The 13,437-nt window shown below is 63.8% G+C and carries 9 protein-coding genes; all 9 read right to left on the minus strand.

The genetic code is table 11. From position 1 onward, the window contains the following. Positions 1-112: 112 nt before the first annotated feature. The 9 genes from F758_RS0124960 to F758_RS0125000 all read right to left on the minus strand — a co-directional run bounded on the left by F758_RS0124960 (position 113) and on the right by F758_RS0125000 (position 13,364). Positions 113-1,618: a pyridoxal phosphate-dependent decarboxylase family protein gene (locus tag F758_RS0124960; RefSeq protein WP_024510435.1), complete on the minus strand. Its 1,506-nt coding sequence runs from the start codon at positions 1,616-1,618 to the stop codon at positions 113-115. Further along, the gene (locus F758_RS0124965; RefSeq protein WP_024510436.1) at positions 1,615-2,868 is read right to left on the minus strand and encodes an ATP-grasp domain-containing protein; all 1,254 of its coding nucleotides are present in this window, start codon (positions 2,866-2,868) and stop codon (positions 1,615-1,617) included. Before F758_RS0124965 ends, F758_RS0124960 begins: the two co-directional genes overlap by 4 nt. After that, on the minus strand, positions 2,858-4,483 hold the full coding sequence (locus tag F758_RS0124970) for a hypothetical protein (protein WP_024510437.1): 1,626 nt from the start codon (positions 4,481-4,483) through the stop codon (positions 2,858-2,860). Before F758_RS0124970 ends, F758_RS0124965 begins: the two co-directional genes overlap by 11 nt. A gap of 10 nt (positions 4,484-4,493) precedes the next feature. Then, positions 4,494-5,276 carry a hypothetical protein gene (locus tag F758_RS0124975; protein WP_024510438.1) on the minus strand — a complete coding sequence of 261 codons (783 nt, stop codon included), beginning with the start codon at positions 5,274-5,276 and terminating at the stop codon, positions 4,494-4,496. A 95-nt stretch (positions 5,277-5,371) separates the two neighbouring features. Further along, entirely contained in the window at positions 5,372-7,228 is a 1,857-nt protein-coding gene (locus F758_RS0124980) for a flagellar protein (protein ID WP_024510439.1), read from the minus strand. A gap of 11 nt (positions 7,229-7,239) precedes the next feature. Further along, the gene (flgK, locus tag F758_RS0124985) at positions 7,240-9,120 is read right to left on the minus strand and encodes a flagellar hook-associated protein FlgK (protein ID WP_024510440.1); all 1,881 of its coding nucleotides are present in this window, start codon (positions 9,118-9,120) and stop codon (positions 7,240-7,242) included. A 50-nt stretch (positions 9,121-9,170) separates the two neighbouring features. Then, the gene (locus tag F758_RS0124990; RefSeq protein ID WP_024510441.1) at positions 9,171-10,994 is read right to left on the minus strand and encodes a flagellar hook protein FlgE; all 1,824 of its coding nucleotides are present in this window, start codon (positions 10,992-10,994) and stop codon (positions 9,171-9,173) included. A 289-nt stretch (positions 10,995-11,283) separates the two neighbouring features. Next, positions 11,284-11,784, minus strand: a complete 501-nt coding sequence (msrB, locus tag F758_RS0124995; RefSeq protein ID WP_024510442.1) for a peptide-methionine (R)-S-oxide reductase MsrB — start codon at positions 11,782-11,784, stop codon at positions 11,284-11,286. A gap of 131 nt (positions 11,785-11,915) precedes the next feature. Next, complete coding sequence (locus tag F758_RS0125000; protein ID WP_024510443.1) at positions 11,916-13,364, minus strand: NAD(P)/FAD-dependent oxidoreductase; 1,449 nt, start codon at positions 13,362-13,364, stop codon at positions 11,916-11,918. Positions 13,365-13,437: the final 73 nt, after the last annotated feature.

Raw genomic sequence — 13,437 nt, forward strand, 5'->3', positions numbered from 1 at the left:
AAGCAATCCAGACTGCATCCGCGCGAAAAGTCTGGATTGCTTCGCTTACGCTCGCAATGACGGCGGAGGTTGAGCGCGCGCCCCGATTGGCTCAGCGCGGCGACTGCTCCAGCTACATCGCAAGCGGCGGCGCCTCGATGTTGACAAGCTCGCCGGCCGTTCGTCTGGCGCCGAATTCCAGCACCGCCGAGAGCAGCGCATCGATATCGCGTGTATCGGTGCGGTGATTGACGATGGCCGCGCGGATCGCAAGCTGTCCGTTCAGCAGCGTGGTCGACGGCGCCGCGATCCCCGACTCCTGAATGTCCATGACGATCTCGCCATTGACCTTGTTGGCGTCCTCGGCGCGGTAGCGGAAGCAGACGATGTTGAGATTGACCGGCGCCAGCAGCTCCAGCCGCGGTTCGGCCTGGATACGAGCTTCCAGATAGCCGGCCAACGCACAGGACCTCGTAATGACGGCGCCGAGTTTCTCGGTCCCATAGGTCTTCAGCGTGAACCAGGTCTTCAGCGCACGGAAACCGCGCGACAGATCGGGGCCGAGATCGCAAGGCCACGGCGATCCCGCGGCCAGCCCTCTGGCTTCGCGCCGCAGATAGGCCGCGGGCGCGGCGAAGGCATCACGATGACGTTCGCCGTCGCGCACCAGGAGAAAGCCGGCGTCGTAAGGCACCTGCCCCCATTTGTGGAAATCGAGCGCGATGGAATCGGCTTGCTCGATACCGGCCAGGAGCGGCGCGAGCGCGGGCGAAAGAATTCCGAGCGCGCCGAACGCGCCGTCGACATGAAACCAGATGTTCTCTTCACGGCAGAGCGCTGCGAGGCCCACGAGATCATCAATGGCGCCGATATCAACGGTGCCGGCGGAGCCGACCACGAGGAAAGGCTTGAATCCGATCTCGCGGTCGCGTGCGATCTGCGCGCGCAAGGCTGCCACATCGATGCGATGTGATTGTTCGACGCCGATGCAACGCAGCGCGTCGCTGCCGAGGCCCGAGATGTCCATCGCCTTGCTGATGCAGCCGTGCGCGGCCTTCGACGTGTAGGCGGTCAACAGGTCGCCTTCATTGCCGATGCCGTGCCGTCGGGCCAGCTTGCCAAGCGCCGCCGTCCGCGCGACCAGCACCGCCATCAGATTGGCCATCGAAGTACCGGTGACGAAAATGCCGCTGGCGCTTTCCGGAAAGCCGAACATCTCGCGCGTCCATTGCACGATCTGCCGCTCGACCTCGATCGGAACATGATCCCGGCCGCCGAGATTGGCGTTCAGCCCGGCCGCCAGCATCTCCGCCAGCATGCCGACCGCCGAACCTCCGCCATGGACCCAGCCCATGAAGCCGGGATGGACGTTGCCGGTTGCGTAGGGCGCGATGAAATCGGTGAACTCGCGATAGACCTCGGCAAGATCGGACGGCTGGCGCGGCAGGGGCGCGCGAAAGCGCGCGCGCACCGCATCCGGGATCGGCTGCCACACGGGCCGCTCGCGAACGGACGCGATATAATCGATCATGTCATCGAGCATGCGATGACCTTGCGCGCGAATGGCGTCCCAATCCTGCGGATCTAGTGTCTCGCTCGAATCGGATTGAAGCTGTGTCTGTCGGAGCAGCCTGGTCATGCCGCACGCTCCCGCGCCTGCGCCGCGCGGCGCTCCAGCATCGCCACGAAAGCATCGACGATCTTGCGCATCTGCGGCGCCTTGTAGGGAAAGATCGCCGGCGGATCCATGTTGTGGACGACGGCGGTATTGTCCGCCTCGAAGATCAACAGCGATCCGTCCCTGGTTTCCGCGCAATCGATGATGAAATAGTCCAGTGCGATCCGTTCGGCGACACCGGCGAGCGCAGTCCGATGCCGGCGCCCGAAGCCGATGTCGAACGTGCGCATGAAGGTCTCCTCCTCCAGGCGTTTTTCGGCGCTCGCCGACATGCCGGCGTTGAGGTACCAGATGTCCCAGCGGTCGGCGACCGCCATGTGGCAGGCGTAAGGCTTTCCCTCGACGAAGACGACGCGGTACTTGCGGAACAGGCCATCCTCGCTCGAATAGTCGACGAAGCGCGACGCAAAGAATTCCTGTTCGTCGCGGCCCTCGAGATAGCGATGCAGCGCGGCACTATCGTCGATCCTGGCAAGGCCGACGCCGGCATGCGAGCCGCGCGGCCGCACGATCAAGGGAAGAGCGAGCTCCGAGGCGATAGCCGTGAGCACGTCTTCCGATTTCGCCGCCCGCAACAATTGCTCGCGCGTGACCGCAATGGTTGCGGGAATGTCCAGCCCTTCGATGCCGCGCAAGATGCGGTGCAGTTTGTCGCGATCGAGATTGCCGACAAGCTTTGGCGGGTTGAGCAGCGGCCGTGGCCAATGTGGCGCAGCAGCATCGATCTTGCGCAACGCCTCGCGGCAATCCTCGGAGTCGGAGGCGATCACGATCGCGATGTCATGATCCGGCAGCGGGACCGGCAGCTCCGCTTCCGGAAGCACATACAGCACCGTCAATTCGATGCCGGACTCTTCCAGCAGGAATTCGATCGGCGTGTTGCTGCCCATGTCGGTCGCCGCAGCGAGCGCCAGCACGCGAAGATGCGGATGCGCCGACGCGCATGGCGAGCGGAACAATCGGTGCTCGAGTAGAACCTGGTATTGCATGGCAAGGCCGGTCTGCTTGTCCCCGAGCAGTTGCGCAATCAGCGACAGGTCCAGTGCCTCGCCGGCATTGGCCGAGCCGTCAAGCACGCGACCGATCAGCCCTTGCCAGATCGACCGGAGATCCTTGCCGTCAAAGGCCATCTTGGCGAGCTTGGCGAGCCCGATACGGTCGGCACAATCCTGGCGCGCCGCCTGCGAGAGCTCGAGAAACCTAGGCTCCATGTGAAGACTCCACAAGTTTTGCGCTCGCCGGATGCGCGAGCAAGAGCTCGATCTTCGCCACCACCTCGGCGATGCGATCAAGCGTGCGTTCGATATTGCGCCGGGCCGTCGCCGGATCGGGCGACCATGCCTCGATAATGAGCCGCGCGCCGACGCAGAGCCGCAAAACCGCGACAGGTTGTTCGGCCAGTTCGACGGGCTGCCCAAGCAGGCAGTGGCGTGCGGCGATCTCGCGGTCGGCCGTGCTGAGGCGGGTCATCGCGCTCATATCGCGCGCGAGCGCGCGATGGAGCCGGCGTGATTGATCTGCCGAGAGCGCGCCGCGCTTCCCCTTCACCAAAAAAGGGAAGATGGTCGGCTCCGCGAATTCTTCGTCGTCGGTCATCGTCGCCTGCACCGAACGGCCGATCGCGCCGAGCGCGGGCGAGAGCATGATCAGGTCCTCGATTCCCGACCGCAGCTCTTTGATCGCATGGAGACGGAACGCATCGGGTATGCTGTAGTAAGCCGCCATCTCATCCAGTGCGGCCTCCCAGCGCAGCCACTGGCCGAGATTGCTTCGGCTTTCGAGGCGGTTGCGCAGCGCCATCAAGCTTCGCGGCCAGTCGCTGCGGCTGGTGTAGTCGAGTAGCCCGGACGCAACCTTGGGATTGCGCGCGAGCAAGCGCAAGACTGCGGCCGGCAGCAACAACGCGCCTGAGAAGGCGGGCCCGCCGAAAAATTTGGAGCCGGTGATCAGCACCATATAGCCGCGATCCAGATACGTCTTGATACGGCCGCGGCCGAGCCGCATCTGGCAGGCATCGACGACGATCTGCACCTTGTCGGGCCAGCGCCTGCCGATCTCGGCAAGACAGGCCTCGCTCGGCGCACGCCAGCCGAGCTTCGAGCTGTCCATGATCTGCAGCAGCACGCTCCCGCCGCCGGCGGTTGCCGCCGCGATTGCTTCCAGCACCGCGATATCGATATCCGCGCGCGGGCCCAACGCCCCTGCCAGCAGTGGCAGCGCAATGGCCTCGCAGGCAAGGCCCGCGATCGGCATATCCTTGCGGACCGCGCGCCCGACTGCGGTGACCGCGCCAAAGTGTCGCCCGCGCGCAGTAAAGGCCGTTCCGCTGCCGGTCTGATCCGATCCGACCACGACGGTGGTGAGCGATGCGCCGAGCCTTGCACGCGCGACAGACAGCGCTTGCAGTTGCGCGTCGGTGCCCGACGGAGCAAACACGACGTCGACCTCGCGCGCGGGGAGCCGCAGCAGCACCTTCAGCCTGGCGCGGATCTCCTCCATCCGCACGTCATACGCCGCTTCAAGCCCGATCTCGATCGCCGAGCGCATCAGCGCCTCGCGTGCCCCGCCCGCGCGCCCATAGGCCCGCTCCGAGATTGGCGATGCCGTGCTTGAAGCGAAATTCCAGATTTCCGGCGCGGGCCCTGCCCCGCAGCCATATTGGTTGCGCCGGCTCACGGGATCGAGCGCAAGCCGCGGATCGCCGCCGCTCGTGAGGAGATCGTCGAGCGGCCGGAACAGATCGCGCATGCCGCGCGCGACGTCCTCCCGGAAGGGATCCAAACCGAACGCTTCGGCCGTCTGCAGCTTCGGAACAGCCGATGTCATCAGCCAGCTCTCAAGCCGCATCCGCCGCTACGACCGCGGCAGGCGCGGGAGCGAATTGCGAGGCAACGCTGCCGCGAAACACGGAAGGCCCGACATGATCGAGGCGGCTGTCGAGATCGGCCCAGATCTCACCGCCCATATCGGTCCAGCGTTTGCAGAACGCGAAATCCTCACTGAGATAGGTGCCGCTCGCCCGGTCGATCATGCATTCGAACAGCGCGAACCGGTTCGGACTACCCGCCAAGGCGTCATGCGAATGCTCGCGAAAGAACTGCAGCGAGGCATAATGCGCGCACATGCGTTCCAGTACTTGGCGCCTGATCATCAAGAAGCCCGTTCCGGCATAGCGCACGCGGGTAAATCCGCTCACCACCACGACGTGGTCGGGATCGTCGATCTCGAGCACGTAATCGAGCGAGGCGGCCGGCAGGTTCGGCCGGCCCGCGTCCATCGCCCGCTTCGCCTTGTCCCAGTTCACCCGCTTGATCGGATAAACGCCGGCCACGACGTCGGCGCCCGACTCGATGAGCCGGAACACCTGCTCCGGCGTAAACCCGATATCGGCATCAATGAACAGAAGGTGGGTGGCGGTAGGATCGTCAAGGAACAGCGTCACCAGATTGGCGCGGGCGCGGGTAATCAGCGCATCGCCATCGCGCATATGCACTGTGAAATCGAGATTGGACATGCTGCGCACCGCGTGCTGCAGGCCGAAAATCGAGCTGGCATAGATGCTTGAAACCTGCCCGCCGAAGCAGGGTGTCGCGACCACGAGGTGGATCTTGTCGGTCATCAGCGCCTCCAAAAGCGGCGGTCCCCCGCACTTCTGTCCAAACAGTAAAGAGACGTGGTTAACGAAAACCTAACCACGCCCCTCCCCTTTAGCGATCACGCCGTGGGCAAGAACTTGACCAGGCTGAGCTGCGACAGCATCGCGGTGGTCTGGTAGGAAGCCTGCAGGCTGGTCTGCAGCGCCAGGATCTTGGCCGCCACCTCGTTCTGCGAAATGCCCTCGGTGTCCGAGATCAGGTTCTGCAGCGCGGTCTTGGCCTGGCTTTGCCGCGCCTGGGCATCCTTCATCGTGGTCTGCGCGGTGGCAAATTCGGTCTGGATGTCCGAAATCGTCTGCTTGCCGGTTTGCGGGGTCAGGTTGGCGCCGATCCGCAGGCTCAAGGGCGCTATCGCACCCGCATTGGGGCCTCCCGGCGGCGTAGAGACTGCGGCATAGACCGCGATATTCTGCACCGCCTGCCGGATTGCCTCTTCATCGGCCTGTGCACCGAACTGTACGGTCTGCGCGGAATCAATGCGCACGATCGCGGAGGAACGCGCCGAACCTGGCTCCGAATTGCCGGTGTACCAGGCAACCGTATTGGCCGCGCCGCTGGTAAGTGTAGTGGCCGAGGAAAGCGGCGGCACAATCCGCAATGGCGTTGCGGTCGCGCTGCCACCGGAGAAGCCGAGCGCGGCGAATGCCGCTTGGTTCGAACTCGTCACCAGCAGCTTCGAAGCGCCGTTGCCGTTCAGCGTGATGACGCCACCGCTGACAGTCGACGGAGTCGTAGTGCCTTCGAGCGTCTGGATCTTGGAGAGCAGCGTCTGGACGTTGTCGCTGATGCTGATCTCGTTATTGCCGTTCGCGGTGCCCGAGACAAACTTGAGCGTTTGACCATTGACGGTGATGGTGTCGCCGGCCGCAAACCCGGTAGTCAGCGAGTCAGGAGCGGTCCCGGACAGAGCCGTGAGGCCGGTAATCGGCGCACTGGCCTGGTTTTGCGCGGCGTTGCCGATCGCAGTGGTGGTGTTGAAGAATTCATCCCCTGCGACCACGGCTGACGCCGCAAACAGCGAGGTGTTGGCAAGTTTGCCGATCGAGCTGTTCAGCGCGGCGTTCAGGTTGGCGAACGTGTTCGCTGACGACGTCGAATCGATGCTGAAGCCATTGGCCGGCGGCGGCGAGAGGCTGCTGGCGGTGAGCTGTATGTTTTCGCTGGTGCCGTCGGGCAGCTTGAAGGTGAGGCTGATCTGATCGCCCGGATTCGGATTAGCCGTCATGTTGATCGAAATCGAAGGCGGCGAGCCGGACGGGCCGGTGACCGTGGTATTGGGATTGGGCGGCGACGCGGAGACCCCGGCGAGCTTCAACCCGAAAGGCGAGCCATCCTCGGAGATCTGGATCGGCATTGTTCCCGACGGGCTGATCACGAGGCGGCCGAGGGCATTGGCGCCATCGGCCTGCTGCCGCTCGGCAATCACCTGCTTGAGCCCGGCCTGCGTGGGGGTGCCGTTCAGGATGTCGTCGGCCGATGCCATGGCCGGCGTGTTGATGGCGCTGCCGGAGAAGATGTAGCGGCTACCCACTTGGGTATTCATCACCCCGACGATCGCGGAAAGCTGGGCGAGCGCATTCTGCTGGCCGATGGTCTGGCCCGAGCTCGTCAGATTTTGCGGCGTGGCCGCCGCTTCGCTCTGCACCTGGCCGACGGTGGTCGACAGCGACTGCAACGCGGCGTTGGCCGCGTTGATGATCGTGGTGACGCCCGTCATGGTATCGCTGAACGAGGCGATATTCGCAAGCTGCGAGCGCGCCGCGACCGCGAAGCCCTCGTTGGTGCCCATGCCGGCGTAGTTGGTCGACTTCACCCCGCTGGACAACTGCGTCGAGAGATTGCTGAGCTGATTGTTGATGTTCTGCACGGAAAGGCCGAGCAGAGACGAACTATAATTGATGCTACTGATCGACATTGTTAAACGCCCTACAATTGCGCCTGGAGCAAGGTTTGCATCATGCTCTGCACGACCGACATGATGTGAGCATTCGCGGCATAGCTATTTTGGACCTGGATCAGGTTCGACATTTCCGTGTCGATATTGACCTTGGCGGTGGAGTCGAATTTCTGCTGCAGCGTGGAGACGACGACGCTCTGACCCTGCTGCAACTGGTTGGCGAGCGTGGAGGCGTTGCCCTGCTGGCTGATGAATTGCTGCAGGTAGCTGCCGACCGTGCCCTTCAGCGGCGCGGCCGCTGAACCGAGCCCGGTCTGCGGCGAATAGCTGAAGTTCGCCGTGGTGAACTGCTTGAACAGGAAATCCGAGCGCGTGTTGTCAGACGCGGCGGTCGGCGGCGACGTGCTGTAGGTGCTGAGCTTCGAGGGATCGGCGAGCAAAGCCGTGTTCACCGAGATGCGGCCCGCAAGGCCTGTCATCTGTGATCCGCTTCCCGAGATCGCTCCGGTGTACAGCGAGGCTCCGTCGGTGAACAGCGGAAGCTGAGGAACGCCTGCTGTCGGCGACTGCACGGTGGTGGTCGTCGATACCGCATTGACGGTCGCATTCCCGGTGCCGTCATCCGTCACGCGCAACGTCGAACCGGATGCCGGGGGCGGTGCAATCGAGACATGCAGGTTATTCGAGCCAAGCGCCGCATTGAGCTGTGAGACCACCGTGCCCATGCCGGCCGAGAAATCGACGCCGATCATTTGCGGATTGGCATTGGCGGCGTTCTGCAGCGGCAGCGCCGCCGGATCCTTCACATTGACAATGGAGATCTGGCGCTGAGTCTTGGTCGCCGTATCCGTGTAGGTCAGGTTGATGGTGTTGCCGGGCAGGATATTCGAGGTGTCGACGTCGAAGCCGGCCGGCGTTCCCGCAACCGGGGTGCCGGCCGTGGTCTGGTCGGACGCCCCGCTCGACAGCGTCGCCGCGAGTTGGTCCACCTGGGTTTGCGCCTGCACCAGGGTCTGGTCGCGCAACTTCAGGTCGGCCGCGATCTGGCCGGAGCTGATGACGTTGTTTGCGACAACATCCATGTTGGCGCCGTTGGGCAGCCTGATGTTGAGCGAGCCGACGCCGGATTTCGTTGGATTGCTATCGTACTGCGCGTTCGCGTTGAGCACGCCCGCCGAACTGTAGACGAAGGAGGACGCCAGCCCACCGCCGACGAGCTGGATGCCGGAATTGGTGAACAGGCTGACCTGGTTCGAGGAGTCGGTGACGGCCCGAACGTCGACGAGCTTGGAGAGCTCGTTGACGGCGTTGTCCCGCTGATCCATCAGCGTTGCGGCCATCGGATCGGTCGGGCTCAAGCCCTGTAGGCGCGAGTTGATGTCTGCGATCTGGCTCATGTAGGTGTTGGCCTGCGCCGCCGAATTGCCGATATCCTGATCGACATTGGTGCGCAGGGTCTGGATGCCTTGCGTGGTCGTGTTCAACTGCGCGGCGAGCGACTGGGCCGCCGAGAGCGCCACTTTCTGCGCCGACTGGTCGCCGGGATTGCTGGACAGTGACTGCAGCGCGCTGGTGAAATTGCTGAGCATCGTTTCCAGCGTGCCGTCGCCGCCAGGATTGCCGTACACGGTCTGCAATTGGGACAGGATATTCGCCATCTGATTGGCATACCCTGCCCCCGAAGTCTCCGTACGGAGCTGGCTTTGGATGAAGATGTCGAGCTGACGGTTGACGCCGGTGGTCTGGACGCTGGAGCCGTAACCGCCGCTCGCGAGCTCGACCTGTGTCGGGTTCTGGGTGACGTAACCGGGCGTCTGCGAATTGGCGACATTCGACGATATGATCGACAGCGCCGCCTGGTTGCTGCGCAAACCAGCCATCGCGGTGGCAAGAGCCGAGCCTAAACCCATCTTGTTTACCTGCCTTGAGCTACGTCACTTTAGAATTGAGCCGATCCAACTCAGCGGAGCACGTTCAGGAGGTCCTGAACCATGCTGTTGGCCGTCGTGATCACCTTGGTATTCGCCGAATAGGCCTGCTGGGTCACGATCAGCTTCGTGAACTCGTCGGCGATGTCGGTGTTCGATCCCTCCAGCGACGAGCCGCTAATCTTGCCCGAGGCGCCCGTGATCGCCGCCCCCGACTCGGTGGTGGCCGCGTAAGCGCCGCCATCCATCGCCTTGAGGTAGTTGGTGCCGTTGAAGTGCGACAGCGTCACCGCGGCGAGGTCGACGTTCTGTCCGTTGGAGAACGTGCCGACCACGATGCCGTTGTTATCGATGGCGACCGACTGCAACTGGCCGGCGGCGAAACCGTTCTGCTGGATCTGGTTGATGGTCGCCGCACCGCTCGAACTCGCATATTGCGTCAATGCACCAGAGGCGATGTTCATCGTGAGATTGCCCAGGGCTTGCCCGTCCACGGCTACGCCGGGAATTGTGATCGCCGACCCCGTGGGCGAGACCAGCGCGCCGTTGGCGTTGAATACGAAATTCGTGCCGACATTGACCCAGGCCGTCTGATTTCCGGTCGCGGTGGTGCTGGTCTGATAGAACAGGTTCCAGGTGTCCTGATGGCCGGCACCAAGTGATGCGCTGTCGGTCATGGCCCAGCGCAATTGCAGGTTCACGGGCGTGCCCGCCGCATTGTAGGTCGTCACCGCGCCGCCGCTAATGGACTCGTTGGTGAAGGCGGTCAGGTCGTTGGCGGTAACGACACCCGTTCCGACGTTGGTGCCCGGCGCACGCGCCTGCGTGATCGGTGGCGCGCCCAAGCCGAGCCCCTGGAGGGCGGTCGTGGAGTTGGCCGTGGCACCCGTTGGGACAGAGATGTTCAGGTCCTGCGCGGTGCCGGTGTGCAGGGTGATTTTGCCACCCGAGATACTAGCCGCTCCTCCGGTGATCGCTGAAATCTTGTTGAGCAGCGCTTGCACATTGTCGGTGATGTTAAGCTGGTTTCCGGTAGCCCCGGTAGCGACGAAATTGATAGTGACGCCATTGACGGTGATGCTGTCGCCAGCAGCGAAGCCCGCCGACAGCGAGTCGCTGCCGGCTGTGCCCGACAGTGCTGTATTGGCGGTAACCGGGTTTCCCGCCTGGTTCGTGAGTGCAGTGCCGGTCTTGGAGGCGTCGACCGGCGGCGCCGGCGAACCGACCGGCAGGGGATTGGAAGCGAAGTCGGAGGGGTTGATACCGCCCGCCGCCGTGATCGTACCAGCCAGCCCCGAAGTGCTGGCCTGCGTTTTCGGCACTTTCGGAAGATTCGCCGCGTATTGAACGGCGGTCGTCGCCTGGGCCGGAATGAAGTTGTTGTCGAAGTGCAGCACCTGCGGCACGTTGCCGGTCGGATTGCCGGTCTTGGGGTCGACCGTGTAACCCATCAGGTAGTAGCCTGCGGCGTTGACCAGGTTGCCGTTGGCATTGATCTGGAAATCGCCGCGACGGGTGTAGTAGGTCACGCCGTCGAACACCGGCTGGTTGTCGGTGATGGAGGTCGGCTTCTGCACATTGAAGAAGCCATCGCCGTTGATCGCCATATTGGTGGCGACGGTGGAGTTCGAAACCGTGCCCTGGGTGGTGATGGTCGACTGCGAGAAGGCGGTGACGCCGCCGGCGACCTGCTTGCTCGGCGAGGTGGCGTTCGGAATGAGGTCTTCGAAGCTGGTGCCGATGCCCTTGTAACCGATGGTCGAGGCGTTGGCGATGTTGCCGGAGATGTTCTGCAGCGCAAAGGATTGCGCCTGCAGGCCGCTGACCGACGTATTCAAAGCGTCGAAGATACCCATACGATTGTCTCCACATTCGATTCCTTCGGCGAGGCGCGCGCCCCGCCGCGATCCGTGAAAACCATCGCAAGCGTTGTGCCAGATTGGAAAATGCCCTCACATCAGAGGCTTAGGCAAAAGACAGCCGTCCGCGAACCGGCGCGGAATTGCCGGGCGGGCAACTATTGCCGGGCAACCGGCAACCTGTTCACGCAAACAAGCGCCCTGACCTTGAGCTAGGTGACGAGCAGTTCGCCTCCGTTGAACGGATGAGGCGAACCAACCAGGCGAAAAATTACGGAAAATGATCTCAGGTCGCGGACGGCGCGGCTGGGTGAAACACGAGCGCGAGGCCGTCCATGCAATAGCGCAGGCCGGTGGGCTTGGGCCCATCATCGAACACGTGGCCGAGGTGGCCGCCGCAGCGGCGGCAATGTACTTCGGTCCGCACCATGCCGAAGGTGCGATCCTCCGTGGTGCCGACCGCATTGTCCAACGGCTTGTAGAAGCTCGGCCAGCCGGTGCCGCTCTCGAATTTGGTGTCTGAGGAAAACAGCGGCAGGTCGCAGCCGGCGCAGGCAAAGATCCCCTTGCGGTGCTCTTTCAATAGCGGGCTCGACCAAGCACGCTCGGTGCCCTGGTTGCGCAGGATTTCGTATTGCTGCGGCGTGAGCTGGGCGCGCCACTCCGCATCCGTCTTTTCGATTTCGAATTTCTCGGCAGCGCGCGCCGGCGAGGTCTGCAGCCAGCGCAATGTTGCAAGGCCGAACAAGCCGGCGACGGACGTCAGCAGAAAGCGGCGGTCAGGCATCGGGGTCTCCGCAATAACAGGAATCCGCAATTCTTCGCCGTGAAATACGGGGCGCCGCGTCGGAAGTTACACCCGATCGCACTGATGATTCTCACATTCGTGCGAGCGCGGCCCGTCGCGCACCGAATGCCCTATCTTCCCTCGACCTCGCTGCGCTGCGGTTCTGCGGGGCGCGGCTGCCCGGAACGGACGACCGCCGACCGGGAGCGCCGGGGCGATGAACGCTCCCCGGCCTGGCGATTGGCCTCGGCGATCCGGGCCTCGCGCAGCCGATCCTGGATCCGCACGCGCTCCCGATGACGGGCCAGCGCGCCGGCCGCCGCCGATCTCCCTCGCCGCCACAGTCCGACCGCGTAGCCCGCCACCCGGCCTGTGGGGCCGCCGGCCCACACCAGCTCAAACGGCGAAAACAACCGCCAGCGTTCGTCGCCCCACAGAATGCTGCGCGCGATCAGCAGTCCGGCAATGGCCGAGGTGTTCAATCCTTGCCAGCCAAAACCGCTTGCCACCCAAAGGCCTTTGCGCAGCTCACCGATCTGCGGCATGCCGTGCACGGTCTGGCCAACCGCCCCGCCCCACATCTGTGCGATCTCAACCGCATCCAGCTTCGGAAAGATAGTTCGGATGCGGCGCTGGATGGCGCCGGCAAAGCGCTGCGGCCGCGCCGCCCAGGTGGTTTCAGGGCTAACCCACATCAGGCGGTCGCCGCCAACGATGCGAAAATGATCGATGCCGTCGCTGTCGACGACCGATCCCTTGAAGGCGATGACGTCGGCCAGACGCTCGCCGAGCGGTGCGGTCACGCCGGCATAGCGCCACACCGGCAACAGCGTCGCCGATAGCCGCCGTGCCGTCGCCCCCAGATGCACATTGCCGGCTAGCACAATGTGGCCGGCGCGGAGCCGCGCCGAGGGCGTGACGATGCGCTTGCGAACGCCTGATGAATCGACGCTGACGACCGGCGTGTCCTCGAAGATGCGCGCGCCGGCGCGCCGGGCCATCGTCGCCAGTCCGAACAGATATTTGCGTCCATCGATCTGGAACGCTTTCGGATAATACACGCCGTGGAAGTAACGGTCGGTCTTGAGCTGTTCGCGGACGCGATCGACCTGCCAGCCCTCCACCTCCGTGTCGATATCCTCGCTCAGCATCTGCAGTCGGCTGATCAGCCGATCGCCGGCATCGACATTGGAGACCTCGAGCACGCCCTCGCTGAAACCGATGCCCGGCATCAATTCTTCGGTGGCATTGGCGCGAACATACTCGGCCCCCTCCTTCGAGAGCGCCCAAAGCGCGCGGGTGCTCTCGAAACCGACCCGCTCGATCAAGTCGCCGACCGGTAAGCTGAAACCGGGCATCACCGTGCCGAGTTGATGGCCGGAGGCGCCCCAGCCGACATGACGGCCTTCGAGCACGGCGACGCTTGCCCCGAGCCGCGCGCATTCCAGTGCGACCGTCAGCCCGGCGAGGCCGGCGCCAACCACGCAGATGTCGACATCAAGATCAAAGGTCAGCCGTCGGCGCTCCTGCGGCGCGGCAATGTCGGGGGCACCTGTCGGGGTTGTAGAGGTCTCGTTCATGTCGTTTTCTTAAGTAGCCTTCGCGTCCTTGTCACCTTGTCCTAGATAACGGCCTGTACATTAATGGGGCCGA

It is taken from the genome of Bradyrhizobium sp. ARR65, from assembly GCF_000472385.1.
Lineage (GTDB): Bacteria > Pseudomonadota > Alphaproteobacteria > Rhizobiales > Xanthobacteraceae > Bradyrhizobium.